22 protein-coding genes are annotated in these 25,969 nt (G+C 49.4%); 17 read left to right on the plus strand and 5 right to left on the minus strand.

Annotated features, from left to right (window positions below; translation table 11 throughout):
• Positions 1–416 precede the first annotated feature (416 nt).
• A complete protein-coding gene (locus tag IEX98_RS07905) occupies positions 417–6,164 on the plus strand; it encodes a hypothetical protein (protein WP_188888370.1) in 5,748 nt (1,915 codons plus the stop codon).
• A gap of 58 nt (positions 6,165–6,222) precedes the next feature.
• On the opposite strand, the gene IEX98_RS07910 is transcribed toward IEX98_RS07905, so the two are convergent.
• A complete protein-coding gene (locus IEX98_RS07910; RefSeq protein WP_188888371.1) occupies positions 6,223–7,419 on the minus strand; it encodes an ROK family protein in 1,197 nt (398 codons plus the stop codon).
• A gap of 166 nt (positions 7,420–7,585) precedes the next feature.
• On the opposite strand from IEX98_RS07910, the gene xylA reads away from it, so the two are divergent.
• The 3 genes from xylA (at position 7,586) to IEX98_RS07925 (ending at position 12,404) form a co-directional block, all read left to right on the plus strand.
• Positions 7,586–8,899, plus strand: coding sequence for a xylose isomerase (gene xylA / locus IEX98_RS07915; RefSeq protein ID WP_188888372.1), 1,314 nt, complete (start codon positions 7,586–7,588; stop codon positions 8,897–8,899).
• An 18-nt stretch (positions 8,900–8,917) separates the two neighbouring features.
• Entirely contained in the window at positions 8,918–10,414 is a 1,497-nt protein-coding gene (xylB, locus tag IEX98_RS07920; RefSeq protein WP_188888373.1) for a xylulokinase, read from the plus strand.
• Between the two features lie 274 nt (positions 10,415–10,688).
• Complete coding sequence (locus IEX98_RS07925; protein ID WP_188888374.1) at positions 10,689–12,404, plus strand: methyl-accepting chemotaxis protein; 1,716 nt, start codon at positions 10,689–10,691, stop codon at positions 12,402–12,404.
• A gap of 28 nt (positions 12,405–12,432) precedes the next feature.
• Here IEX98_RS07925 and IEX98_RS07930 read toward each other — a convergent pair whose 3' ends face one another.
• Positions 12,433–13,326, minus strand: coding sequence for a helix-turn-helix domain-containing protein (locus tag IEX98_RS07930; protein ID WP_188888375.1), 894 nt, complete (start codon positions 13,324–13,326; stop codon positions 12,433–12,435).
• A 218-nt stretch (positions 13,327–13,544) separates the two neighbouring features.
• On the opposite strand from IEX98_RS07930, the gene IEX98_RS07935 reads away from it, so the two are divergent.
• Positions 13,545–13,937, plus strand: coding sequence for a hypothetical protein (locus IEX98_RS07935; RefSeq protein ID WP_188888376.1), 393 nt, complete (start codon positions 13,545–13,547; stop codon positions 13,935–13,937).
• A gap of 295 nt (positions 13,938–14,232) precedes the next feature.
• On the opposite strand, the gene IEX98_RS07940 is transcribed toward IEX98_RS07935, so the two are convergent.
• Positions 14,233–14,946 (minus strand): IS3 family transposase, encoded by a 714-nt coding sequence (locus IEX98_RS07940; RefSeq protein WP_188888377.1) that lies wholly within the window; start codon positions 14,944–14,946, stop codon positions 14,233–14,235.
• A 176-nt stretch (positions 14,947–15,122) separates the two neighbouring features.
• A complete protein-coding gene (locus IEX98_RS07945; RefSeq protein WP_188888378.1) occupies positions 15,123–16,403 on the minus strand; it encodes a BaiN/RdsA family NAD(P)/FAD-dependent oxidoreductase in 1,281 nt (426 codons plus the stop codon).
• A gap of 335 nt (positions 16,404–16,738) precedes the next feature.
• Here IEX98_RS07945 and IEX98_RS07950 point away from each other — a divergent pair, with 335 nt between their 5' ends.
• From IEX98_RS07950 to acpS, 9 genes are all read left to right on the plus strand, one after another.
• Positions 16,739–17,578 (plus strand): alpha/beta hydrolase, encoded by an 840-nt coding sequence (locus tag IEX98_RS07950; RefSeq protein WP_188888379.1) that lies wholly within the window; start codon positions 16,739–16,741, stop codon positions 17,576–17,578.
• 124 nt (positions 17,579–17,702) lie between these two features.
• Positions 17,703–19,364: an ATP-binding protein gene (locus tag IEX98_RS07955; RefSeq protein WP_188888380.1), complete on the plus strand. Its 1,662-nt coding sequence runs from the start codon at positions 17,703–17,705 to the stop codon at positions 19,362–19,364.
• A gap of 75 nt (positions 19,365–19,439) precedes the next feature.
• Positions 19,440–19,556: a spore protein gene (locus tag IEX98_RS07960; RefSeq protein ID WP_188888381.1), complete on the plus strand. Its 117-nt coding sequence runs from the start codon at positions 19,440–19,442 to the stop codon at positions 19,554–19,556.
• Positions 19,557–19,573: 17 nt separating this feature from the next.
• Positions 19,574–19,732, plus strand: a complete 159-nt coding sequence (locus IEX98_RS07965; RefSeq protein ID WP_188888553.1) for a DUF3905 domain-containing protein — start codon at positions 19,574–19,576, stop codon at positions 19,730–19,732.
• 124 nt (positions 19,733–19,856) lie between these two features.
• A complete protein-coding gene (locus IEX98_RS07970; RefSeq protein WP_042165934.1) occupies positions 19,857–20,291 on the plus strand; it encodes a BrxA/BrxB family bacilliredoxin in 435 nt (144 codons plus the stop codon).
• Between the two features lie 15 nt (positions 20,292–20,306).
• Entirely contained in the window at positions 20,307–21,116 is an 810-nt protein-coding gene (gene nadE, locus IEX98_RS07975) for an ammonia-dependent NAD(+) synthetase (protein WP_188888382.1), read from the plus strand.
• Positions 21,117–21,252: 136 nt separating this feature from the next.
• Positions 21,253–21,480 (plus strand): hypothetical protein, encoded by a 228-nt coding sequence (locus tag IEX98_RS07980; protein WP_188888383.1) that lies wholly within the window; start codon positions 21,253–21,255, stop codon positions 21,478–21,480.
• Positions 21,481–21,503: 23 nt separating this feature from the next.
• Positions 21,504–22,235, plus strand: a complete 732-nt coding sequence (locus tag IEX98_RS07985; RefSeq protein ID WP_188888384.1) for an SDR family NAD(P)-dependent oxidoreductase — start codon at positions 21,504–21,506, stop codon at positions 22,233–22,235.
• 73 nt (positions 22,236–22,308) lie between these two features.
• A complete protein-coding gene (gene acpS, locus IEX98_RS07990; RefSeq protein WP_188888385.1) occupies positions 22,309–22,707 on the plus strand; it encodes a holo-ACP synthase in 399 nt (132 codons plus the stop codon).
• A 59-nt stretch (positions 22,708–22,766) separates the two neighbouring features.
• Here the strand turns inward: acpS and IEX98_RS07995 are convergent, their stop codons facing one another.
• Positions 22,767–23,129 (minus strand): c-type cytochrome, encoded by a 363-nt coding sequence (locus tag IEX98_RS07995; protein ID WP_229692043.1) that lies wholly within the window; start codon positions 23,127–23,129, stop codon positions 22,767–22,769.
• An 83-nt stretch (positions 23,130–23,212) separates the two neighbouring features.
• Here IEX98_RS07995 and IEX98_RS08000 point away from each other — a divergent pair, with 83 nt between their 5' ends.
• Genes IEX98_RS08000 through IEX98_RS08010 form a run of 3 tightly spaced genes read left to right on the plus strand, consistent with a single transcriptional unit; the run spans position 23,213 to position 25,954 of the window.
• A complete protein-coding gene (locus tag IEX98_RS08000) occupies positions 23,213–24,100 on the plus strand; it encodes an AraC family transcriptional regulator (RefSeq protein WP_188888386.1) in 888 nt (295 codons plus the stop codon).
• Positions 24,097–25,290, plus strand: a complete 1,194-nt coding sequence (mutY, locus tag IEX98_RS08005) for an A/G-specific adenine glycosylase (protein WP_188888387.1) — start codon at positions 24,097–24,099, stop codon at positions 25,288–25,290. Before IEX98_RS08000 ends, mutY begins: the two co-directional genes overlap by 4 nt.
• 25 nt (positions 25,291–25,315) lie before the next feature.
• Positions 25,316–25,954, plus strand: coding sequence for a bifunctional 4-hydroxy-2-oxoglutarate aldolase/2-dehydro-3-deoxy-phosphogluconate aldolase (locus tag IEX98_RS08010; protein WP_188888388.1), 639 nt, complete (start codon positions 25,316–25,318; stop codon positions 25,952–25,954).
• Positions 25,955–25,969 lie beyond the last annotated feature (15 nt).

The following is a 25,969-nucleotide window of genomic DNA, read 5'->3' on the forward strand; positions in this document are numbered from 1 at the left end:
ATGTTGATTCAAAAGATTGCTGGCAAGGCAATTTAACTGTTTGTCCTGGTTTGTTGTCTACTAAAGATAATGCAGGTACAACAATTGATTCATTGGTTCGAAGTTCAAAAACCATAAACGGAGTAAAAACATTAGGTTATGCTATCGAAGATAGCAAACAGTTTCAAGGTCCTGCATACTATGAGTTTATATATACAGGTAGAGAAAAGGAGAATGTTTATAAAGGCGCTGCGATTGCCAATTCAATTAATATTACAGTAGCAACCCCATTTGCGGGTCACCATCAAGTTTTAGATTATGGTAAAGGGGATGTTGGTTTCGGCTGGGTCCAAGTTGCTGTTCCATTAAATAATTCGGATTATGAAACAATAGAGTGTAATGGATGTTCAGGTAATGCTAAAGCACTTAAATATACTATGCTAACTAAAACCGATTGGTCCGCCGAAACCTACTATTACGAAGGCGAAGTCCGCGTCACCTACGAAAAACTCCCTCCCAAGGACAAGCCTCTCGTAGATTGCTCCTGCGCAGCCGATCCGTCCACAGTTCAATTTGCAGATAGGGACATCGCTGCAACATCAACCCTAACGGCCGCAGTTGCTCAAAAGGGTAGTCTGCGCGTTAAAGAATGGAAGCTCTACGGCCGACTAGCAGACGGTACACAGTTGCAGACGCAAACGCTAGGCGCTTTGGACAAGGTGACCTATAAATTTTCTTTCAACATTCCAAAGGCAAAAATGATAGATGTTGATACCTATACCGAAACCTACGTCATGCGCGCCGTCATTTATTTCACTGATGGCAGCAGCGCCGAGGATGTCATTGAGTGTTCGACGGTGATTAGCAGACCGGGAGCGCCACCGCAGCCCAGTCCAGGAAGCACACCAGAGCCGACGCCTAAGCCAAAGCCCGTTTTGAAAATCAATGCGAATTGGAGTCCGGTATCGATCTTCACAGGCGAAACTTCAACGCTGGATGCAATGGGAGAAAACTTCAATGACTGGTCTTGGACCTTTAGTGAGAATTTAGATCCAAAAATTATGGATAAAACAGGCCTCCAATATCCACAAATAAGATTCGATGAACCAGGTACATACACAGCGGTGATCAAGGCAACAAATGAATACGGGGATGAAAAATCAGCCACGGCCATTCTTTACGTCAATGATCCAAAGCCTGTCGCCATCATTTCCGGGGTTACCCGATGGATTCAAGGACGCCCGTTTCCAGCTCCGCATCATTTAAATAATTCTTATACACCGCTGTCGTCGAAAGGTGTCACCATCGATCACAGCAAGTCGGAAAAGAAGTACAAGAAAAACGATGAAGCTTATTATACGGTTGCTCCATATCTTGCTGTTGCCCCTATGGAGCTTGGCAATTACACGCTTGCAGGAAAGGTTTACGACTCGGAGGGCCGTACCAGCGAGTGGACGACGTATCCGCTGGAGGTCGTACCGGATGAGCCGCCAACGGTCGAAATTTTTGCTTCGGAAACGGGTATTCGAAAGTCGGATCTGCAGTTAATTATTAACGCTCAAAGTCCGGACGGGGACACTATCACGCGCTTATCGGTTGAAGAGCGTTATGATCAGAATAATGACGGCAATTTTGAAGATGAAGCATGGAAAGTCATTTATAACGGTGTGTACAAAGAATCTGTCAATGTACGATATACAACCTTGGGCCATCGGCAATATCGGGCCACGGTAACCGAAGATTATGGACTAACTGGCACATCCAATATTGCTCATACTGAAATCATCAACCTTGCTCCAGAAGTTGACTTTACGGCAAATGGTATTACGCAGCAACCGGACCAAGGGGAAGAAAGTACAGTGCCGATCATCAATTATTCCCCTCAATCCATTCTGCGCTCCTGGACGTTGAAAAGGCCGTATGTCGGCGGATCAGAGAATAAGGATGGCTGGAAGATTGATGGCAACAGCTTGAAAACTCGAAATGCGGTTTGGGCTAGCTTTGATAAACCATACAACCTCGCTGCCAACTTGAAGAAGCAGCCTTTTTGGGAGATTCCAGCGAAACCAGTGGGAATGTATGGATGGACAGTTCCCGGAACAGCATCACAAGTTTTCCCGGGCTATCGCATGATTTTGCATTATACAGGCTCGTACAATTCATACAATCAGGATGAGTCCGATGGTTATCTTGTAGAGGTAGATGCGCGAACAGGAAAACAACTAGCTGAGCATCGTATACCTGGCAGATATTCCGTCAATCTAATCGATTACGATAGCAGCGGCGAGAAATTTTATTCGTACTTCGATAACAATCTTTATTTACTTAATCTCGATGGTCAAATTTTAGACATATACCCGTTATTTATGGTACATGGCCAAGATAAAAGCGTCACTAGCGGCTGGGGTGGACCAGGTATGCAATTCAATTTCTCAAAAGATAAAAAAACGCTTTATATGGCCTATGGTGTTACAACAAAGGAAAGTAATGTTTATAGTCAAAGACGTTCCATCTATGTCATAAAATATTCGCTGGCACAGAAAACGCTATTGTGGTCATCTATCATTTATCAAGATGACCGAGAATTGACGTTGACCAATGTAAGGGGTATTGCCGTAAATGATAGTGGTGATGTGTTTGTCACCTACCAATATGCCCCTGTTATGTTTACCAAACAAGCGTATATGAATGGCTTTGCCGCTTTAAATGCGAATGGCATCATTAAAAATAGTTATCAAGGGCCGATTGGGGGGATATCTCCGCCTGCAGTATCTGATGATGGGCAATACGTCTATATGTCAGGTGTAAATGCTCACAATCAATCTAGTGATATGTGGCTTTACTATTTTGGATTATTCGTCTACAACAATGCCACCAATCAATTTTATTTATCACAGACCAATAGCCATTCGGCCAGTGGTCCTCATGTATCTCCTACCATTTATCAAAATCCTGTTGTACGGCGAGACGGCACGGTATATAGCCCAGCATACGGTACGTTTACGAAAACAGGCGTGCGTATAGTAGGAATTGATATCTTAAATTATAACGTAGGTAACGACCCTACTGATCCGCCTGAGGCGCTGCCGAATGAGTTCGAAATGAATAAATCGTCTTACGGTGCTAACGCTTACCTGCAAGCTTTTGAACAACCAAACGGTAAATTAGTGCGAATGGAAAACTGGATAAGATGGCAGAAAGGTAATAATTCCGGCAAATACTATACGCCATTTTTTGCCCTAGCTAATGGAGCTGATGTAACTTCTTTTTTAGGCGAGAAGACGAATCAATATTACAGCAACCATGATCTTTTCGAGGGATCGACCTATTATTATCAGGCTACAACCTTTAATCGCGCTAGCAGGGTAGCACCTGACGGATCTGTTTATTTAAGTGCTACGAGGACGAAATTATCAACCACTACTGTAGGGCAAATTGCAACATCAGTTATCGTTCCATTTATAGGTGAATCATCCGGCGAGCTGCCGCGTTTAATTGATGACAACACTGTCGAGATTGATAGCGAAACTTGGGGCGGTTTGCTCTTTGATCCAAACGATAAAATGCGTAATCAGGTGCTTGAATTCGACGTCTCCGTAGGTGGTCTAAATAATGACAAATCCATCGGTGCGGCCATTCAGATCCAGGACGAGAAAAACATGTACAGCATGGAATGGAGCCCAAGCAAGCTTAGTCTGTTCAAGGTCGTTAATGGAATTAAGACCGAGTTAGGCAGCACAACGATGGTGCGCGCATCTAGCGTACCTTACAAATTCAAGCTGGAAACCATCGCCGGAACGATCCGTTTATCTGTGAATGGCGTCGCAAAGCTCGAAGCTGTAGACAACAAGTTTGTGCGCGGATCAGCGGGTATTATGTCCCTCGGACAACAGCAAGCTGCATTCAGCAATGTAAAGCGAACCAACTACGGAACGACCGTTCCGGAAGAAACGTTCGAAGCCGTACTGATTGGCGAGCAGATTGACTATAAGAAACTGTTTAACGACCTGGAGGCCGATCCGAAAAATGCTGAGCAATGGATCTACAAGCATGATCCGAATTATTTTGCCAATTCGCTCGGGTTAAGCCAATATGTCGGGAAAACGCTGCCTCAAACTTTGAACAGTTTGGACAAGCCGGGTTTATATGAGATTACGTATCGTGCGCAGGATAAGCTGCCTTCGCCGTTTGGTTCTTATCAGTTATTTTCCGCGCCGGTGAGGAAAAACTTGTATGTACACCGCAGACCAATAGCACAGCCGAATGTAAAATTCACTGGTGTTGTTTATCCCGAAGGGGAAGCACTGGATTATCTTGCAAACGATGCATCCTATGATCCAGATATCCCGGATCGGCTAGCGGACCGGATATTCCGGACAAGATGGGCGGATCAGCCGACTTGGACAACGGGTGAAAGATTACTGTACAGTCGGCCCGGCGTTGAGCTTATCGTTCAAGAGCAGGTCAAAGACTTGCACGGCGCATGGAGCTATTGGGGCGAGACTCGCGTATATAAAGACGCGCTGCCGCCAGTCAATCAGACTAAACCGCGCATGACCATTACGGTGCCGAATGGGACGCTGGCTAAGCCAACTGTTCTCATCACCGATCCGACTGTGAAATGGATCTACAAGGATGACGAGAACGATCCGCAAGAGCTATACCGATTGATCTTCACTTATGTCGATAACGGCAAGCAAGCGTTCTACACGCAAGGCATTGGGGATGATGTGACCTATGAGGTGCCGATAGGAACGATAGATGAAGGACGCCTTGTCAAAATACATGGCTACGTGTATTCCAATGGTGTATGGTCCGATGCCAGCAATACGGTCTATTTCATTCTAGACTTGCCGCCTATTACAACGCTCTTGAGTTTCAACGGGCCCAAAGCCTCTGAACCGGTCTTTACGAATAATAACCGGCCAGAGCTGCGCGTTCGTGTTACCGATCCGGAAAATCATCCGATTGCAAGCATTGATTATGAGGTGTTTTACAACTCCACGGGTACACAAGTCATCGATACCAATGCTTCGACAGCTGCCACTAGCTATAAACCGCCTGCCGGCTTGCAGGAAGGGCTGCATCATTGGCGGGCAAGAGCGAATGACGGCTATCTATGGGGGCCATATAGCACCAACGGTTATTTCTTTGTCGACACCGTGCGGCCGGATGATGTTGATGAGCAATTGGACATTAAGCCAACCTCCGTTATAGTCAAATGGAATTCATTCCGCGATGCGCAGCCGTCGTCGGGGCATGCCGCCCGAACCTTTTATATGCAGAAAGTCAACCCGGACCGTTCGGTTACAGCCATCGATCTGAATGGTGACGGTACGCCGGAGTATAGTCTGCCGTTGCCGAAGACGACGAATTCTTATCAGGTAAAAGGACTGATTCCGGGTCAGGAGTATCGATTGACGGTAATTGACCATGATGTGGCCGGCAATGAAGGGCAATATGCGTATATTTATTTCAAGACCAATTCCCCGCCAACCGGTGATTTCAAATGGTCGCCTGATCCTGTTTTTGAAGGGGATACGGTCCGATTCTACTCTATCGTTAGTGACCCGGATCGAGATAATTTGGATGTTGTTTATGAACTGACGAGTCCAAGAGGGGTCAAAAAAACATTTTCCTATGTGCTGGGCTATCCGTACGCGGATACCGGTCCAACCTATCGGATGCTGGATGTTGGGGAGTGGACAATCAAGCTGACGGTAAGCGATAACTTGGCTCCGCCTGTTGTCGTTACGAAGAAGCTCATGGTTTATGAGCTGAAGCTAAAAGGCTTCGTTAAGCACACACCGCTTTGGGAGCAATATCGGCAAGCTTATAACGATGCAAGGAGCCCCAATGATGCTTTAATAAGGCCGCCGCATATGTTTTGGGCTGGTGAGAAGTTTATGCTGGAGGCGGAAACTTCTGATACACGAACGGATACGTATGCCGAGCGGGTGGAGGTTAAAATGCTGCGTTACACATTGGACCTAACCAGCCAGAACGGGGCTAGCACTCGTTGGAAGGGCGAGCTGTGGGAGGAGTCTTTCGAAAAGCTGAAAAACGGGACGATTACGTTTGTATTCACCGTCTATTACAGCAACGGGATTGTGAAAACCGATTCTGTAGACGTCGAAATCTCAGGAACGGTCTATGATTATCTCCAAATTCATCGGGTAAGATAACGAACAAAGGGGAATCGGCTAGCGCACACTACAGGCGCTGCCGATTCCCCTTTGCCATTTAACTGGTGCGCAGCTTCTCAAGAAAGCGGCTGATCGCATAATAGGCTGCGCCGCGAACAGCTGACTGGTCCTGCAGCTCGGCGAACAGCAATTGCAACCGTTCCCGGTGATAGGGAAGAGTACGTCTTGCGACGGACTGCTGCACCGCTTCCTCCAGCCAAGCCTTTGCACGGCTCATACGGTTTCCGATAATGACGACGTCAGGATTAAACACATTGACGATGTTGGAAATGCCGGCTCCGAGATAATCTCCGATAGAGTGGAAGAGCTGCTTAACCTCGTCGTTCCCTCCCTCTGCGGCTTGCAGCAAGTCTTCGAGATTGTCGAAGCCCAGCGGCTTGGCACGTTCGAGCAGTGCATTTTCCGAGGCATATAGCTCCCAGCAGCCTTCGTTGCCGCAGCGGCAAGGTTTGCCATTGTATTCGATAGAAAGATGGCCGAGTTCTCCGGAAAAACCGGATGCGCCTTTATAAAGCTCTTTATTCAGTATGATGCCGGTGCCAATGCCAATGCCGACACTGACATAAATCTGATGCGCGATGCCGCGGCCTGCACCATATTTCTGCTCGCCTTGAGCACCCGCGTTCGCTTCATTGTCGATGGTGACCGGTACTTGAAAACGCTCCTCAAGGATGTTCTGCAGTTCAACCTGTTTCCAGTCCAAATTGGGAGCGAAGAGCATGGCGCCTTTATCGTCGACAATGCCAGGGACGCCAACTCCGATACCAACAATCCCGTAAGGACTGCCCGGCGCTTGCGCCCTAAGCTCGTCGATACACTGGATTAATTGCTCCAGTGTGAAATCAAGTGCATGTTCTTTCAGGCTTCGCTGCGATTCTCTCAGCACTTGACCTTCGAGGTCGGTCAGCACACCGCGAATATAGTTGACGCCAAGGTCGATGCCGATCGCATGTCCTGCTTGTCCGTTAAACAGCAGCATCACCGGCTTGCGTCCGCCGCTAGATTGTCCCGGTCCGATCTCCAGCACAAGATGGCTGTCGATCAAGTCTTGTACGAGACTGGAGACCGTTGCTTTATTAAGTCCGGACAGCTCCGAGATTTGCGCCCGGGATAGCGGAGCATTCCTTCGTACAGCGTCCAAAACGATAGAAGTATTTATTTTTTTTATCAGGGTCAAGTCGCCTGTCGTAGTCACTTTCAAGAGCAGATAGCCTCCGTCCGTTAATCCATTCATCGTCATTGTACCACGAAATAAGATATAAACTGCGTTCATGCAGCTTGAAAAAATTATAACATAAATTCTTTGTTTGTTTAATAGACAAACTAAGTTTCGGCATGTTATGCTCTAAGTGAGCGTTTTCATAAACTAATTCATCTACCTTTAAGGAGGCCACTTATTCATGACTTACTTCGCGAATATCGGCAAAATTCAATTCGAAGGCAAAGGCTCCGACAATCCGTTTGCATTCAAACACTACGATCCGAACCAAGTTGTACTGGGCAAAACGATGGAAGAGCATCTTCGCTTTGCAGTCGCTTACTGGCATACATTCAACGCTAACGGCACGGACCCGTTCGGTGCGGCTACGATGGTTCGCGGCTGGGATAAATATGATGGCCTGGACCGTTCGAAAGCCCGCGTGGAAGCGAACTTCGAGTTCCTGGAGAAGCTGAACGTTCCTTACTTCGCATTCCATGATGTAGACATTGCTCCGGAAGGCGCAACGCTGCAAGAAACGAATAAAAACCTCGACGTTATCGTCGCTTTGATGAAAGACAATATGAAACAATCCGGCAAAAAACTGCTGTGGAACACGGTTAACATGTTCTCCAACCCTCGCTTTGTTCACGGTGCGGGAACAGCCGTTAATGCTGACGTATATGCTTACGCTGGCGCACAATTGAAAAAAGGTCTGGAAGTCGGCAAAGAGCTTGGCGCCGAAAACTATGTATTCTGGGGCGGCCGCGAAGGCTACGAGACGCTTCTTAACACAGACATGGGCTTCGAGCTCGACAATCTGGCACGCCTGTATCATATGGCAGTTGCTTACGCGAAAGAAATCGGCTTCGATGCGCAATTCCTGATTGAGCCTAAGCCAAAAGAGCCAACCAAGCATCAATATGACTACGATGCAGCAACGACGATTGCATTCTTGCAAAAATACGGCTTGAAGGATCATTTCAAGCTGAACTTGGAAGCCAACCATGCAACGCTGGCTGGCCACACATTCGAGCACGAAATCCGCACAGCTGCAATCAACGGCATGCTGGGATCGCTTGATGCGAACCAAGGTGACCTGCTGCTCGGCTGGGATACGGATGAATTCCCTACCGATCTGTACTCCACAACGCTGACGATGTTTGAAGTGCTGAAAGCAGGCGGCATCGGCCGCGGCGGCGTGAACTTTGACGCGAAAGTTCGTCGCGGTTCGTTCGAAGCGGATGATCTGTTCCTCGGCCATATCGCAGGTATGGACAGCTTCGCATGGGGCTTGAAAGCAGCTGCAAAACTGATTGACGAGAAAATTCTCGACAATATCGTCGACAACCGCTACCGCACGTTCAAAGAAGGCATCGGCGCTGATATCGTTGCCGGCAAAGCAACGCTTGCTTCGCTTGAGCAATATGCGCTGCAAAACAATCCGATCAAAAATGAATCCGGCCGTCAAGAGCGGATCAGACTGATGCTGAGCGAAGTTATTTTCAGCGTATAGTCGAGAGGAGCTCATCTTATGAGTTATGTCATTGGAATAGATCTCGGTACGAGCGCCGTTAAGGCGCTGCTCGTCGACCGGAAGGGAACGGTGGCTGCGGAAACTTCACGCAGCTATCCGCTCTTCCACGAGCATTCGGGCTGGAGTGAGCAAAAGCCGGATGACTGGGTAACCGCAACGATAGAGGCGCTTCGCGAGCTAGTGGAGACGGAGGGCGTGACGTCCGAGCAAATTGAGGGCATCAGCTTTTCGGGACAAATGCACGGTCTAGTGCTGCTTAATGAAGCGGGCGATCCGATTCGCAATGCGATATTGTGGAACGATACCCGTACAACGGAGCAGTGCCGCGAAATCGAGCGCACGCTTGGCGACACGCTGCTTACCATTACACGGAATCCGGCGCTGGAAGGCTTCACCTTGCCGAAAATTTTGTGGGTCCGCCAGTACGAACCCGAAGCATTCAAGGAAGCGAAGCTGTTCCTGCTGCCGAAGGATTATGTGCGCTACCGGTTAACCGGCGAGCTGCATATGGACTATTCCGATGCGGCGGGCACGCTCCTGCTGGATGTTGCGGGCAAGCAATGGAGCCAAGATGTGCTGAACGCTTTTGGCCTGCCAGCTAGCTTCTGCCCGGCTTTGGCCGAGTCTCATGCTCTGACGGGCACATTGCTTGATGATGTAGCGTCTGCGACAGGCTTGCTGCCTTCAACCAAAGTGTTTGCCGGCGGTGCCGACAATGCTTGCGGGGCGATCGGCGCTGGCATATTGTCCGAAGGACTGACGTTGTGCAGCATCGGTACATCAGGCGTTATCCTATCGTATGAGAACGATAAGGATAAAGATTTCCGTGGCAAGGTCCATTTCTTCAACCACGGCAAGGAAGATTCATTCTACGCAATGGGCGTTACGCTTGCTGCAGGCTACAGCTTGAGCTGGTTCAAAAAGACGTTTGCAGCGGGCGAGTCGTATGACCAGTTGCTGCAAGGCGTGGGTGAAGTGCAGCCAGGCGCAAAAGGCTTGCTCTTTACGCCATATCTTGTAGGTGAGCGGACGCCGCATGCCGATCCATCCATTCGCGCCAGCTTCATTGGCGTGGACGGCTCGCATGAGCGGATTCATTTTGCCCGGGCGGTTATGGAGGGGATTACGTTCTCGCTGAACGAGTCGGTTGATCTGTTCCGCAGCGCAGGCAAAACGGTTGATACAATCGTATCGATCGGAGGAGGTGCGCAAAACCCAGCATGGCTGCAAATGCAGGCCGATATTTTCGATGCAACCGTCGTTGCTCTTGAGAATGAACAAGGTCCGGGTCTTGGTGCAGCGATGCTCGCGGCATACGGCTGCGGCTGGTTCGACAGCTTGGAGGCTTGCGCTTCCCAGTTCGTCAAACATGCGTCCTCGTATGCGCCTCAGCCTGAGGCTGTTGAGACCTACAAAGGTTTATTCCGTATTTACCAGCAGGTTTACGCGCAAACGCGCGGTCTGAACGAGTCTCTGGTCGCTTACCGGAGCTAGTAATTGCAGCAATGGCTGGATTTGATTTAAACAAAAGCGAGTTGACACCGTTCTTCCTTCATTGGGGGAACGGTCTTTTTTTGCAAAAAAATGTCGATTATTAAAGAGATTGAACTTTTTTATGGAAATTAAAGGAATGATGGATTAATTAGGCTTGCGGACGAAGGAATGCATGTTTATCCCCTCTAATAAGACTTTGGTCGTTACACCCACGTAAAGTATACTAACATTACGCATGGATACAGTAGTCCAAATGGCTTAGGAGGGGACAGAGATGAAGAAAAGATGGCGTTTATCCGTAGGTCAAAGACTGACTGCGTCCTTCTTTGCGATAATCGTCATACTTGCGGGAAATGGTGCACTTAGCCTGAACATGATGAGCAATCTCACGGAGAATGCCCGGGAAATTTCGCAGGTTTGGCTATTGAATGTTAAGACGATCAATGAAATTAATTATTTGAATGAGCATATGCTTGGGCTGCAGTATAAATTGGCAGAGGAAACCAATGAGCTGAAGCGAAAGCTGTTGGAGGAGGATGGCGAATACACAATCTCCGTTATGAATGATAAATATAAGCTATACCTTTCCTCCATGAGCACATCCAATGATATGAATGCATCCCGGTCGCTGGAGGGCGAATGGAAAGCGTATCTCGCGCTTTACCGCAATGTGGTTCAGCTTTCCGGGCAAGGTGCTGGTACCGAGGCTGTCGTCAATGCTTTAAAGGAATCCGAGCAATCCTTCAGTGTCATGCAGACCTATATTAATACGCTAATCAGGTTGAATGAAGAGGGCGCGGCCCAATCGGAACAGTCCAGTCAGCATATCTATAAGCAAGGTGTGGCGTCCATCGCATGGAGTATCGGGACGGCAGTCTTGCTCGTTATCGGTATCTTGTTCTACATACGCCATACGATCTCGCAGCCGCTGCGCAAATCGGCGGATGTGATGGCTCAAATCGCTGGAGGCACATTGTCGGTCACAATCCCGAAGATAAGAACGAGGGATGAGATCGGCTCAATCGTCAAAGCATTGGGAGAAATGGTCACATCGTTAAGTGGTACATTGCAAGGTGTCCGGGGCGCATCCGACAATATCGCCGCAGCATCGCAGCAAATGCTTGCCGCTTCCGAGCAAAATGCCAGCTCTGCGGGACAAGCATCGTTGATGCTGAAGGAAGCGGCCGCAGGCTCGCAGGAGCAATTGCAAAGCTTTGAGGAAATTGAGCGGTCAACGGAGGAGATGGCGCAAGGCACGCAGCGCATCGCCGAAAGCAGCTCGAATGCGGCTGAGCTCTCAGCCATTGCGGCAAGACAAGCTGAGCAAGGCGGCATGACGATCGAGGAAGCGGTTGTAGCGATGGGGACGGTCGACGAGACGGTTCGGGAGGCAGCCGAGTATGTCGCTTTGCTTCAGAAGCATATGAATGATATCGGTAAAATTACCGAGCTGATCGGCAATATTTCGAAGCAGACGAATCTGCTTGCCTTGAATGCGGCTATTGAAGCGGCTAGAGCTGGAGAATCGGGCAAAGGGTTTGCAGTCGTTGCAGAGGAGGTGCGGAAGCTTTCTGCCCAAACAGCGGAATCGGCATCGGATATCGCTTCAGTCATTGCTAGAATCAAGGGCGATACGGAGACTACGGCGGGGAAAATGGAGTCCGGCCGCGAAGGGACGGCAAGAGGAATGGAGAGAGTTCAGGCTGCGGGAGAATCATTCCGGCAAATATCGGCAGCAGCGGTTGACGTATCGGTCAAGATCGAGGAAGTTGCCGCGGCAGCGGAACAGCTGGCTGCAAGCTCCGAGCAGGTCTCAGCTTCGATAGAGCAGTTGACCGGAATTGCGCGCCGCACGAATGAAATTGCCAGTTCAGCAGCGCAAGGTGCTCAACAGCAAACCGCCTCGGCGGCAGGGATAGCATCCTCAGCTGGCGGTTTAGCCCATGTAGCGGTTAATATGAATGAGCTCGTTATGCGATTTAAATTGTAGTCTTTAGATACCGGAGGGCTTCAGGCGGTTAGCGCTTGAAGCTGCTCCAGATCGATTCGGGTTTAACCCCCAGCTCTCCGGCAATCAATTCAGCCGTGAGACGTTGGGGTTTTTTGATTTTACCATTGCGGATTTTCGAGATGGTCGTCAGCGAAATGAGCGTGGATTGGGCAAGCGAAGTGGCCGAAATATTTTTGTTGAGCATGAGCATACGAAGCTTGTAAGACGAATCTTCATCCTGCGCATGCAGATTCAGTTCTGTAATGATGATCGAGAAGCTCCGAAAGGTCTTATTGCCGTAATAGAAAGGTTTAATGAGCGCCGAAGCCAGGTAGGTTTTGTCGTTGATCGACATTCGAAGCTCCATTTGTTCCTCGATGCCATTCTTCCGGGCATTGTCCATCACTCGCCGCAGCGGTTTGACGCTGTCCTCCGCTACAAAATCGAACATGCACTGATTGACCAGACTCGAAGTCCGCTGCTTGAGTGGCGTATAGTAACGTTTGGCGTCCATGATCCGATACTGCTCGGATACGCTCAAAGTCATCACAATCTGATTTTCTTGGGCAAAATCATCGATCCAATTGGGCTCGGACAAATCTTTGCAGCTGACGATATAGCCGGTAAGGCTATCCTCCTGCAGCTTGCGGCATGTCAACTTCACTGGAATAGGCGCTGTTAATCGCGCAATCAACTCCCATTCGAAGGAAGAGTCTCCTTCCTCTTCAGTAAGCAGTGTCATGAGATGATGGAACGGGAGGCCGTCCTTCAAGAGGCTGTCCGGATCGATATCGGAGAGTTCATTGTTCTTATAGCCGGTCAGCAAGGTAAATGCATCATTGACATCGCGTACGTACCAACGGTTGTGCTCGAATTCGACGATCATCATGGGGTCGTCTAGCATATAAAAAATGTTGTACATCTGGATGGCACCACCTTGGCGTATATTGGTCTTAAATGAATGTGATATGTTATTTCACAATTAGAGTGAAGAAATCTAACATAAAGTTGATACTTTAAATTATAGTAGAAAATAGTGAAATGACAATACATATTCGCATAATAGATATGACTGAAATTAGGACAAACTAGAAGCGAGCCCCAAATTGGCATGCAAATACGTTCAGAAACAGGAGATGAATGCGGGTGAGTTCAGCTATTTTATTTGATTTTGCCGACGCTGCAAGCGCCTCGGTGGCTTGCGACACGCTTCAGGAGTTAGGTTATGAACCGATGCTTCATGAAGGCAATCGGGTCCATATTCATGTGGACGGCGAGGATTTAACTTCGGCGCTGGAAATCGCTCAGACCTATGGCGGGAAGTTGGTGGAACAGGCATCAATCAGCTCAGAGGCCGTGACGAATACCGCTTATTCGCTAGATGCTATCACGATTCCGGCACATGTCGTCAACGAGGATCTGAATGCGCAAGATGAATTAGATGAAGAACTGCATAATTGGAATGACGATGCTGACGAATATCGGGATGAGTTCAAGCCCGATGACGGCAGCTATAACCATTTCAGCGGCTAACTGTCTCTTCTTCGTTTGGTATTGGAAAAAAGGCGATACAAGGGCTGGCCGGTTTTTCGGCTGCCGAAGTATCGCCTTTTTTGGCGTGGAAAATGTGGTCTGGCGTGCATTAGGGGCTGTACCAAACAAACAAAATGTAATAGTGCATTTTGTTTGGCTTAAAACGGCCCATAATGTGCGTCAAAATGCAAAAATACATGTGGAATCCCATGATTTAAGCGAAATTAACGGGTTTAGGGGTAATCAAAATGCACATTTGGACCTCTGTCAAGAAAGCAGACATTGCTTAAGTGTATCAACTTACTTTTTTGTAATAATTCAACTCAAATTGATTGGGTGATAAATAACCCAATGAACTATGAATTCGTTTTCGGTTATAAAACAGTTCGATATACTCGAACATCTCTTGTTGTGCCTGAGCTTTTGTATTGAATTTGGTGCAGTATACGAACTCTTTTTTCAGTACACTGTGGAAGGACTCGATACAAGCGTTATCGTAGCAATTCCCTTTACGGCTCATACTTGCTTTCATTTTGTACGTCTTTAATCGCTTTCGATAGTCCTCAGAGGCATACTGCGAACCTCGGTCCGAATGGTGAATCAGCTTTTTCTTTGGCTTCTGTGCTTCGTACGCTTGATCGAGGGCTGCCAGGACAAGATCTGTCGTCATTCGGTCAGCAAGCTTCCAACCCACGATCTTGCGTGTGTACAGATCGAGGACACTGGCTAGATACATGCGGCCTTCACGGCAAGGGATATACGTGATATCGGTTACCCAGACTTTGTTTGGTGCTGTCGTCTCGAAGTTTTGGTTGAGCAGGTTTGGTGCAATCGGCTGGTCATGATTGGAGTCTGTCGTATTTACCCGATATTTCTTGGTTACACAAGAACGCAACCCGTTCTCTTTCATGAGTTTGCCTACGAAACGCTCTGAGACCTTCCAGCCTTCTTTGCGAAGCAGAGAAGTGATTTTCGGACTCCCATAGCGATCGATTGAATCTAAATGCAATTTGCATTTTGAAGGCTTGTTTCGACTAAAAACGCTCCATCAAAATGCACATTTGCATTTTGATGGAGCGTTTTGGTTGCTCAGCAGGCCAAATGTGGCCCATTATGAAAAAAACTCGCATGATACAGTCCCGCCCTGTCAGCCAACTCTGCCTCAAACGAACAGCGCTCCTGCTCCTAGCGGGCGGAGATAACAGCAGCGGCGGCGCTTTTGCCGGCGTTGTAGCCGGTTGAGAAGGCTGCGGTAATGTTGTAGCCGCCAGTGTAGCCGTGGATGTCGAGTACTTCGCCGCAGAAGTAGAGGCCTTCTGCCAGCTTGGACTGCATCGTTTGCGGGTGGATCTCCTTCAGATGAACGCCGCCGCCAGTGACGAAGGCTTCCTCAATAGATAATGTGCCGTTCACGGCAACAGGGAAGTTTTTTATCCGCTTCGCCAGTTCCAGCCACGGTCCTTTTGGAATATTGTCGTAGGTAATGTCGCCGTTAATGCCGCATTGCTGCAAGAGCACCTCCAACAGCCGTTCTTGCACATAGGTACGGAGCACATTTTTGACTGCTTTTTTTGATTCCTGACGGGCGAGGCTTAACGTCTCTTCATATACTTCAGCTTCCGAACGCCCTGGCATCAGGTCGATCGTAACGAGTACCGTCGATTTTGCGTCACTGCCTGCGTTTTTCTTCAATTCCTTAACGACGAACTGGCTGCAGCGCAGCGCCGCAGGACCGGACAGCCCAAAGTGGGTAAAAATCATATCGCCGTCATGCGAGACCAGTTTTTTTCCTTTGGCGTTCCATACCGTTAGAGTTACGTCCCGAAGCGATAGTCCTTGAAGGACGCGATTGTGAATCCAAGGCTCCTTGGAGGTTAGCGGTACTTCTGTCGGGAACAGTTCCGTTATGGTATGGCCAGCTTTTTTTGCCCACGGATATCCGTCGCCGGTTGAACCCGTGTGCGGAACCGATTTGCCGCCTGTTGCAATAATAACGGACTTCGCCGCAATTTTATCTCCAGATGCCAGTCGTACTCCTTGAACAGCACCATCTTCGTAAAGAACCTCTTTAACCGGCATATTGACCCGGATTTCAACACCTTGATCCCGTACTTTGCGAACCAGCGCATCGACGACGGTTTTAGCTTTATCGGATACCGGGAACATACGGCCGTTGTCTTCTTCCTTTAATGCGATACCCATTCCTTCGAAAAAAGCGATAATATCGCGGTTGCCGAATTGATTCAGCGCGCTGAACAAAAACTTACCATTGCCGGGAATATGACGAATCAATTCGTCCATTTCCTTGACATTGGTAACGTTACAGCGTCCGCCGCCGGAAATGCCCAGCTTGCGGCCCAGCTTGTCTCCCTTATCGATGAGCAGGGTGCGGGCGCCCTCTGCGCTTGCCGCAACTGCGGCCATTAGTCCGGAGGGGCCTCCGCCAATTATAATGACATCAAACATCGTTCACTCAGCCTTTCTTTCTTAACTGTTGTCTATTGTAACATTGATTGGATTGAGATTTGTACAGAACCTTCTATGGTAGCGCTTGCAATTGCGGTTTATAATAAAAGAAACATACGAACGGAAGGAAGAAGGAAGCAGGAAGAAGGAAGCAACAAGCAAGAAGACAAAGAAAGCAGTCAATCAACAGGCAGTCGTATAAACAAGCAAGAATTCAGGAACAAGAAGTAAGAACCAAGAACCAAGAACCAAGAACCAAGAAGTAAGAAGCAAGAAGCAAGAATCAAGAAGCAGAAGAAACAATCAACCAACCAAGCAGGAAGGGCGGGAAAACAATGGAACGTGTAGAATGGGAACTCATCGGATCGGATGGCACTAAGCTCTTCGTTAGGGAGTGGAAGCCGAAGCTGGATCAGCCATCCGTGGAGCGCGGCGTTGTCTGCCTGCTCCATGGCATGGGAGAGCATGGGGACAGATATGCGCATGTTGCCGCCAGATTAACAGCGGAAGGTTTTGCAGTGCTTGCCATGGACCAGCAGGGCCATGGGCGTACAGCAGGCAGCAGAGGGCATATGCCGTCCATTGAGACGACAGTCAGTCATGTCGGCACGCTGCTGGAGGCAGCTTCGGAGCGCTATCCCGGATTGCCCCGCTATTTGTACGGCCACAGCATGGGTGGAAACGTCGTCTTAAACGCTGCGATTCGGTTAAAGCCGGACCTAAATGGCGTCATTGCTTCAAGTCCATGGCTGCGTCTGGCTTTCTCTCCGCCTGCGGCCCAGCTTTGGGTAGGCCGCATCATTGCCCGTGTCGCTCCTGGCCTGCCGCAATCGACCGGTTTAAAGCCGGAACAGCTTTATCGGCAGGGATATCCGCATGTCTCGCCTATTGAAGGGGACCCATTGAATCATACTCGAATAACAGTGAAGACCTTTCTTGAAATTCAGACTGCCGGGGAGTGGGTATTGAATCACATACAGGAGTTGAATATACCGCTGCTGTTGCTTCATGGCAATGCGGATCAAGTCACTTCCTATGCGGCTAGTGCAGAGGCAGCGAAAAAGCTAGGAGACTGCTGCCGTTTCATAAGCTGGGACGGGGGCTTTCATGAGCTGCACAATGATCTTGAAGCCGAGCGTGTTTTGGATTCTATAGTGGAATGGTTGAATCACTAATTGTAAAAAGATGTCGTTTATGTTTTAATCGGACTACAGAACAATAATCAATGTTACAATACCTGCCAAACGTCGAAGCTGCGGCAATCCATCCGGAATGCGATTAGAGGGAGACTGATCGTCCGTGTTGAAAGAGATGCTGGTCCAATTTCTTATTTCATTGTTGCCTGTGTTTTCGTATCAGCTCTGGAGCAATCGTGGAAAGAGCTGGAATGGAGTACCTGCCTTTTTAAGTCTGTTCAGCGGTGTTTCGGTTATTTTATCCATGCTGGCCAGCTACAAGTTTAACGATTATGAAATGAATTTCAGAATGATACCTTACCTCATTGGCTGTTTGTATGGCGGGCCCTATGCTGTGCTTGGGCTGTCTGCCATTTATACCATATTCCGTATTCCTACTCTGGATACAGCATCGGAAGTGGTCTTCTTTATAGCTTTCATGGCGGCATATATTCCAATTATGCTATTCCTATACAAACCGTTTCAGCGGTCCCCGCGTTACAAAAAGCAGCGTATCGTCATGTTTTTGATGATAGCCATTCTGCTGTTTTTTATAATTACCATCGCATATCACAGTTTCGAGCATAACATCGCTTGGACTAACCAAGTCGTTCTCTCGATTGCATTGTCGGTTATCGGCTCACTTGCTTCAATATGGATCTCTATATTCGTAATCGAGAGCTTGAAGGAAAACCAGCAGCTTCAATATGAAGTACATCGGGTGTCCGTTAATCACCGGCGCGAGGTCGAGAAGCTTCAGCAATTTATAGACGAGACGACTTTTGGCGTCATTATCGTTAATCATCACGGCCGGATTACACATTTGAACGAGATGGGCTATCGGCTTTTTCACAAGCGGGCGAACATTTCCGAACGTACAGAAATCGTCGGCAAATATTATTCCGCCTTCCTGCACGCCGACAATCAGGCTATTGACATTCAATTGCTTCAAGAAGCGTTGAAGGGGACGAAAACAAGCCTCGAGCCGCTCATGGAGGAGGGGCGAATGCTCGTGAAGACGGCATTTAGCATCCGTAATCTGACTAGCGGCGCGATTACTGGTGCAGCGCTAATCGCGCAGGATGTGACAGAGCTGAACTTGCTGCGCAATGAAGTGGGCAGGATGGAACGGCTTAGTCTCGTAGGACAAATGGCAGCGAGCATTACTCATGAAATTCGCAACCCTATGGCCGTCATTCGCGGTTTCGTTCAGTTAATGAAGGAGCGGATGCCAGGGGAGCAGCAGCAGTATTTCCGCATTATTATGGAGGAGCTGGATCGCGCCAACGCAATTATTAGCGATTTTCTATCCTTGGCACAGAATCGCGCATTGGCTATGGAAATGAGCTCCCTTCATGAAATCATCGGCGAGATGGCGCCGCTATTGGATGCCGATGCGAACATGAGGGGCCAGTCGATTGAAGTGGAGCTTTGCGATTACATACCGCCGTTGATGCTGAATAGTAAGGAGATCAAGCAATTGCTGCTCAATTTGGCACGCAACGGAATGGAAGCAATGGGTGACAAAGGCGTGCTGCGGATGAAGACCGAATATGTGCAGGAAAAGGAACGGATCGAGCTTCGCATTCAGGACCATGGAGTCGGCATTCCGCAGGAGCAAATGCAGCATCTGTTTGAGCCGTTCTATACGACGAAAACTCGCGGGACAGGACTGGGACTGCCGCTTTGCCTCAGTATTGCCGAGCGCCATAATGGTAAAATCGAGGTAGAATCGAAGGAAGGCGAAGGCACGACTTTCATCGTCTCTTTCAACAGAAGCGCTTAGGGCAACATATTGGCAAGAAGGAATGTACATACTATCGTTGGCGAAACTTTACATGATTCAGGAGGGATGTCAACGATGGCTAAAAATAAGGATAATAAAAAAGCTGCCAGAAGCAAGGGAAGAGAGAGCGTTGCGCCGGAGACGGCAGGTTTTGATAAAAAGCTGGACGGGCCTAATCGCCCTTCTACCTAAAGCAGGGAAAAACGGTGATGATCGGCAAGGATGATCCCGGTCTGGATCCTTATGAAATCGCCTTTCTTCCTCAGTTTCGCAAGGGGAGAGGGGAACGCGAGCCGTTCGTAAATGAATACGGCGTCGTAATTGGCGATCATGATACGATTGCCGGCGAAGAGAAATATGAATCGTAACAAGCGACCGGGGCGGAACTGCTCCGGTTGCTTTATTTCCGGAAATGGCGCCAGCCGTTTACACTTAACACAAGGGGGGGTATAATAGTAACTAAATTTATGTAATTAAAAGGAGTGTGTTCATATGTCGATGTCTTTTGAGAGATATATGTTAGATATGGTACAACCGATGCGTGACGATTTGACTCGTATTGGCATTCAAGAGCTGCGTACGCCGGAGGAAGTAGAGGAAGCGATTCCTAATGCAACAGGCACAACGCTCATCGTTGTTAACTCTGTTTGCGGATGCGCAGCAGGCCAATGCCGTCCTGGCGTTGCCGAAGCGCTGCAGCACGCTGTAACGCCTGATCAACTGTACACGGTATTTGCCGGCCAAGATAAAGAAGCTACGGCTAAAGCACGCGAATATTTCGCACCTTATCCGCCGTCTTCCCCTTCCATCGCACTGATGAAAGACGGAGAGCTTGTTCACTTCATCGAGCGCCACCAAATCGAGAACCGTTCCGCAGACGATATCGCTGCTGATCTGACTGACGCTTTCGACCGATTCTGCAAGTAATAATAGGGGGACCCTATGAGCTTACAACAAGAAATTATTGAACGGCTGGGCGTAAAGCCTGAGATTGATCCGCAGGCAGAAATTCGCCGCCGGGTCGACTTTCTGAAGCAATACGTCAAGCAATCTGGAACTTCCGGTTTGCTGATCGCGATTAGCGGGGGCATCGACAGCGCAGTTGCTGCAGGGCTATGCAAGCTTGCAACCGATGAGCTGTCGGAGGAAGCTGGCCGTGAATACATGACGCTGGGCGTATTCCAGCCTTACAGCGAGCAAACTGATATTCACGACAGCTACGCGGTTGCGGAGGCATTCAATCTGAAGCACCTCGTCGAGACGAATATCGGCGAGACCGTTGATGAGATTGCGATCGAAGTCGAGCATGGCTTCAAGAAACTAGGCATGCCTCGTCATTTGAGCCGCGGCGGCAAGGGCAACGTAAAGGCAAGAACACGCATGGTCGTTCAATACGCGCTCGCTTTTGATCTCAACCTGCTCGTTGTCGGAACTGACCACGCTTCGGAGGCCATTACCGGCTTCTATACAAAGTGGGGCGACGGCGCAGTCGATATTACACCGCTGAGCACACTCAACAAACGGCAGGTTCGCCAATTGGCAGCCGAGCTGGGCGTTCCACAAAGCGTGCTCGACAAAGCGCCAACAGCCGGGCTTTGGGACGGACAAACCGATGAGGGCGAGCTGGGCATTCTGTACGATGAGAATAGTGCCTATCTCGAAGGTAAAGACATCGGTGCGGAAGCGAAGGAAAAGCTGGAAAAGCAATACTTGAAGACGGAGCATAAACGTTCTCCGATTCCGGGTATTTAAGAGAAGAAGCTGAGCTGAAAGGTTATCCAATGACCTTTCAGCGACGGCTTCTTTTTTTGCGGGCGAAGGAAAAGAGGCGCTTTTGTCGAAAACAAGGAGACAGGAATGAAGCCAAATACCGAAAGGAGGGGCGGCAATGGTGATTTATGCAATCATGGCATTCGCTATGTGGGCCATCGGTCTCGCCGTGCTTAGCCTTGTTATCCGCTCTGCTATCGACAATTCCCAAACTTCGGCAAAGCTAGATATGCTGACGTATGAGTTAAAGATGGTAAGGAGAGATCTTCAACAGCTGAAATCAGGGCAGGATGTCTCTGAGGGCCGAACACCTGAAATCAAACATATTATCAATCATAAAATATAGGGTGAATCAAGGAGGAGCAAGGAATGACGCAGCATCTTACCGCATTGATAACGGGAGCGGACAGGGGAGTTGGCCTCGCGCTGGCTACACAGCTTCTTCAAAAGGGCTGGCAGGTTATTGCCGGGAGATACCTGACGCAATGGAAGGGGCTTGAAGAGCTACAATCGCAATTTCCAAATCAGTTGCGAATCGTAGAGCTTAACGTTGGCGACGACCAGTCGGTAGCCGCCGCTGTCCGGCAAGTAAGCGAATGGACAGATAAGGTGGACATGCTCATTAATAATGCAGCTATTCTGGGCAATATTGAGACCACAATCGGTGATGAGCTGAATTTTGATGAAATGCTTCAAGCTTTCAACATCAATTCGCTTGGCGCGCTTCGTGTGACGAATGGCTTTTTGCCTCAAATTTTACGGAGCGACAGCAAGCTGATCGTCAATATTTCCTCTGAAGCAGGAAGCGTCGCCAATTGCTGGCGGACAGGCTGGTTCGGGTATGCGATGTCCAAGACGGCGCTGAACATGCAGTCCATGCTCGTACATAGAGGCTTGAAGGACAAAGGGGGAAGAGTGCTTCTTCTGCATCCTGGTCATGTGCAAAGCTATATGCAAGGCGAGCTCGATAATTCTGGGAAATATACGCCGGAGCAATCGGCTGCTGCTATTTTGAAGCTGGCAGAGCGGCGCCTTGGCGACGAATGGAATGGGGAGGAGCTTGCACTCATCGATCCGGAGGGGCAAGTCATTCCTTGGTAATTCGTTTTGACTTCAAAGCATTAATCTGATAATGTCGGCATCATATAAGAATGCGAGAACGGGTGTGGGGAAGATGATCGTCGGAATCGGGCATGATGTGACGGATATGGGGCGGATTGCTGCATTGCTGGAGAAGAAAATCGGCGGCCGGTTTATGGAGCGGATTTTGACGGGACGAGAGAGAGAGCTGTCCGCCTCCTACGCAGGCAATCGGCTGATTCAGTTTGTCTCCGGCCGCTTTGCCGCCAAAGAGGCTGTCGTAAAGGCGCTCGGCTGCGGGATAGGCGAGACGGTCGGCTTTACCGATATTGATATTTTGCGGGATGAGCTTGGCAAGCCGATTTGTGAGCTTTCAGAGGCGGCGTGGTCGAGACTGGCGCTTGACCCAGAGCGGCTGCGTCTCCATGTTACGATTACGCATGACCGCTCTATCGCATCGGCCGTTGCTATTGCCGAGCAAGTTAAGGAATAGAAAAAGCCGATAACGGCTGCGCTTTGAGGTTAAGAGCGCGTCCTTATCGGCTTTTTCGTTTATTTTTTCGCTGCTAGCCATGCCACTAATCCGGCGATCTGTTCTTCCGTCAGCCGATCTTTGTACCCTTTCATCGTTCCGTTGTTCGGAGAGCCTTCTTCAATTTGCTTGCGAATATCGATTTCGTTCATCCTTGCGCCGACTTTCTGCAAATTCGTTGCATCGCCGATTCTTCCTTGCAGGTCCGAGCCATGGCAGCTTACGCAATTGGCTTTGTATACGGCAGCGGTATCGCCGGCAGCATCCATATGAGTTTTGGCAGCAGAACCGCTGCCGCTCGAGCTTCCGCAGCCTGCTAAAAAAACTATCAAGGAAATGACAGCCATAATTGATAGATTTTTCAATAGTTTGTTGAATTTCACCGTATGCTCACCTTTTCCATATGATTTTTTACGACGAGTCTATATAATAGAATATGGTTTAATAAGATTATACAGGAGCAACAATGAAACCTACAAATGTACGAATTTTGCAGCATCAGTTTACACAATACCATGCTGAGGTCATTATGGCCGGGCAATCCGCATTTGCGGCGCGATGGTCGGACAAACGGTCCCAGCACAATTTTTTTCGCTTATGTTATATCGAGAGAGGCAGTGCCCGATTGGTCATAGACGGTCAAAGCCATACGCTGCAGCCGGGAAAGCTCTATCTGCTGTGGCCGGAAGTCGAGCAAACGATCGTCAACACGGGAAAAGGATCGTTGAACGCTTCCTGGTGTCATTTCCGCTTAACGAATCAAGAGCAGCTTCCCGCTTATCGGATGCAGCTGCCGCTTTGTACGGATGTCACGGACGAGCAGCAGGTGCTAAGCTTGTTCCGTAAAATGGTTGCGGCACAAGCCTCGTCCACCTTCTCCAAACAGCTGGTTATGCACGCTGCGCTGCTCGAACTGGTTGCCTGCTTTTTAGATGAGAGCATAAATGTATTCGATTCCATTAAGATTACCCCTGATACGAAAAAGTGGCAGGAGGTTATAGATTACATCGATGGCAATTTGCACCGCAACATTCAAATCGAGGAATTGGCGAAGGTTGCCTACTTGCACCCTAATTATTTCATTACGGCGTTCAGAAGTCTGATGGGCTGTTCTCCTATTCAATATGTAACGGAGCAGCGGCTTAGCTTAGCCAAGCAATTGCTGGCCGATACAAAGCTTCCGATCGCCGATGTAGCTATCAGGGCAGGAATGCTCAATCATTATTTGTCGAGGCTGTTCAAGCGGCGGACCGGAATTACTCCAATGCAATACCGGCGTCTGATGCAAGGCTACAAGCGTAATGCTGAAGATCTAAATATGGATTCAACTGCAGAAGGAAGTGAAGGACGATGAAAAGCGAAGCGGAGCAGCATTTCAGCCGGGAGCTGCTATCTTGGTATCGAGCGAACAAACGAACGCTCCCATGGCGGGTCAACCGTGATCCTTACCGGATTTGGGTATCGGAGATTATGCTGCAGCAAACTCGGGTGGATACGGTCATTCCATACTATGAACGATTTATGGATCGTTTCCCAACGATTCGTGCGCTGGCGGAAGCACCGGAAGCCGAAGTGCTGAAATGCTGGGAAGGGCTCGGCTACTATTCTCGTGCCCGAAACCTGCAGGCTGGCGCTCGCATGGTCATGGAGCTGTATGGCGGCGAAGTACCGGATGACAAAACCTCCGTTGCTGGGCTGAAGGGGGTCGGCCCCTATACGAGCGGAGCGATTATGAGTATTGCCTTTAACCGGGCGGAACCGGCTGTTGACGGCAATGTAATGCGGGTGCTGTCCCGTTATTTCTGCTTGGAAGAGGACATCGCTAAGCCGAAGACGCGGATCGGTATCGAGAAGCTGGCCGTCTCGCTCATTCCGGAAGGAGCGGCCGGCGATTTCAATCAAGGGCTGATGGAGCTGGGTGCGCTCGTATGTACGCCAAAGTCACCTAGCTGCCTGCTATGTCCGGTTATGGAGCATTGTGCCGGCCGTATCGCGGGCAAAGAGCATGAGCTCCCTATTAAGACGAAGGCCAAGCCGCCGCGTCCTGAGCATCGCGTTGCCGCGATTATCGCCGGATCGGGCGTAAACGCTGGCAAGGTGCTGGTTCGCCAGCGGCCGGAAACCGGGCTGCTGGCGCAAATGTGGGAGCTGCCGCATCTGCTGCTGACGAAGGAACAATCTTATCTGCTGGCAATCGACGGTGCTGCTGCGAATGAGCAGGCAGTCGCAGGCGAGCTGCTTACGAAAGCTGTGGAGTCAGAGTCGGGTCTGCTCATCCGTCCGCGCAAATGGTTTATGGATGCGGAGCATGTGTTCAGCCATATTCACTGGACGATGCGCTTTTATCTCGCTGATCTTGGCGCGGAAGATTACAGCATTGCGGCTGAGTCGGCCGCAGCTTATGAGACGGGTGGCATAGACGGCAGCGGCGAATCCCCTTCGGAGGCTGTAGAGCAGCCTTATCGCTGGATTGGACCGGAGGATATGGAGACGCTCGCTTTTCCGAACTTATTTTTACGTATTTTGCGAGAGTATTGGGACTAGAGTTAGGAAGGGAACGGGGAGCGAAATGACAACGGGAACAATGTTGGACCAGCTGTTGGAGCATAAAATCGTCGCGATTCTTCGCGGTATTGAGGATCGCCATGCTGATGCAGCCGGCCAAGCGCTAATTGACGGCGGTATTCGCCTGATGGAGATTACGATGAATACGCCGGGAGCAAGTGTGATGATCGAGCGTTGGCGTATGAAGTTCGATGGCAAAGCTTTTATCGGTGCGGGAACGGTGCTTGATCTGGAGATGGCGAAGGTCGCCGTGGACGCGGGTGCGCAATATTTGATCACGCCGAATCTGGATGAAGCAGTTGTCGCCTATGGCCGCGAGCGCGGGCTGTCGGTATGGCCGGGCGTGATGACGCCAACGGAGATCGTGAAAGCTTGGAAGGCTGGAGCTGACGCTGTGAAAATTTTTCCGATGGGCACGCTGGGTACGAAATACTTAAGTGAAATTCGCGGTCCGCTTGATCAGATTCCGATGATGGCGACAGGCGGGGCTGATTTGAGCAATCTTGCCGAATATTTCAGAGCCGGCGCTAACGCTGTGGGCTTGGGCAGTAAATTAGTGAACCTGGAATGGATTCGTGAAGGGAAATACGATCAGGTGACGGAGCGGGCGCGGCAGTTTGTCGATGCCGTTCAGGACCTGTAAGGAAGAAGGGCGCAA

Source organism: Paenibacillus radicis (ex Gao et al. 2016) (assembly GCF_014641555.1).
Classification (GTDB): domain Bacteria; phylum Bacillota; class Bacilli; order Paenibacillales; family Paenibacillaceae; genus Pristimantibacillus; species Pristimantibacillus radicis.

Bases quoted from the DNA above. Each gene is read 5' to 3' on its own strand.
- IEX98_RS08010 (WP_188888388.1), top strand. From the start codon at position 25,316: ATGACAACGGGAACAATGTTGGACCAGCTGTTGGAGCATAAAATCGTC.
- IEX98_RS07910 (WP_188888371.1), bottom strand. From the start codon at position 7,419: ATGAATGGATTAACGGACGGAGGCTATCTGCTCTTGAAAGTGACTACG.
- IEX98_RS07970 (WP_042165934.1), top strand. From the start codon at position 19,857: ATGTCGATGTCTTTTGAGAGATATATGTTAGATATGGTACAACCGATG.
- IEX98_RS07960 (WP_188888381.1), top strand. From the start codon at position 19,440: ATGGCTAAAAATAAGGATAATAAAAAAGCTGCCAGAAGCAAGGGAAGA.
- IEX98_RS07905 (WP_188888370.1), top strand. From the start codon at position 417: ATGCTAACTAAAACCGATTGGTCCGCCGAAACCTACTATTACGAAGGC.
- IEX98_RS07930 (WP_188888375.1), bottom strand. From the start codon at position 13,326: ATGTACAACATTTTTTATATGCTAGACGACCCCATGATGATCGTCGAA.
- IEX98_RS07950 (WP_188888379.1), top strand. From the start codon at position 16,739: ATGGAACGTGTAGAATGGGAACTCATCGGATCGGATGGCACTAAGCTC.
- xylB (WP_188888373.1), top strand. From the start codon at position 8,918: ATGAGTTATGTCATTGGAATAGATCTCGGTACGAGCGCCGTTAAGGCG.
- IEX98_RS07965 (WP_188888553.1), top strand. From the start codon at position 19,574: ATGATCGGCAAGGATGATCCCGGTCTGGATCCTTATGAAATCGCCTTT.
- IEX98_RS07945 (WP_188888378.1), bottom strand. From the start codon at position 16,403: ATGTTTGATGTCATTATAATTGGCGGAGGCCCCTCCGGACTAATGGCC.
- acpS (WP_188888385.1), top strand. From the start codon at position 22,309: ATGATCGTCGGAATCGGGCATGATGTGACGGATATGGGGCGGATTGCT.
- IEX98_RS08000 (WP_188888386.1), top strand. From the start codon at position 23,213: ATGAAACCTACAAATGTACGAATTTTGCAGCATCAGTTTACACAATAC.
- IEX98_RS07935 (WP_188888376.1), top strand. From the start codon at position 13,545: ATGCGGGTGAGTTCAGCTATTTTATTTGATTTTGCCGACGCTGCAAGC.
- IEX98_RS07980 (WP_188888383.1), top strand. From the start codon at position 21,253: ATGGTGATTTATGCAATCATGGCATTCGCTATGTGGGCCATCGGTCTC.
- IEX98_RS07925 (WP_188888374.1), top strand. From the start codon at position 10,689: ATGAAGAAAAGATGGCGTTTATCCGTAGGTCAAAGACTGACTGCGTCC.
- IEX98_RS07985 (WP_188888384.1), top strand. From the start codon at position 21,504: ATGACGCAGCATCTTACCGCATTGATAACGGGAGCGGACAGGGGAGTT.
- xylA (WP_188888372.1), top strand. From the start codon at position 7,586: ATGACTTACTTCGCGAATATCGGCAAAATTCAATTCGAAGGCAAAGGC.
- mutY (WP_188888387.1), top strand. From the start codon at position 24,097: ATGAAAAGCGAAGCGGAGCAGCATTTCAGCCGGGAGCTGCTATCTTGG.
- nadE (WP_188888382.1), top strand. From the start codon at position 20,307: ATGAGCTTACAACAAGAAATTATTGAACGGCTGGGCGTAAAGCCTGAG.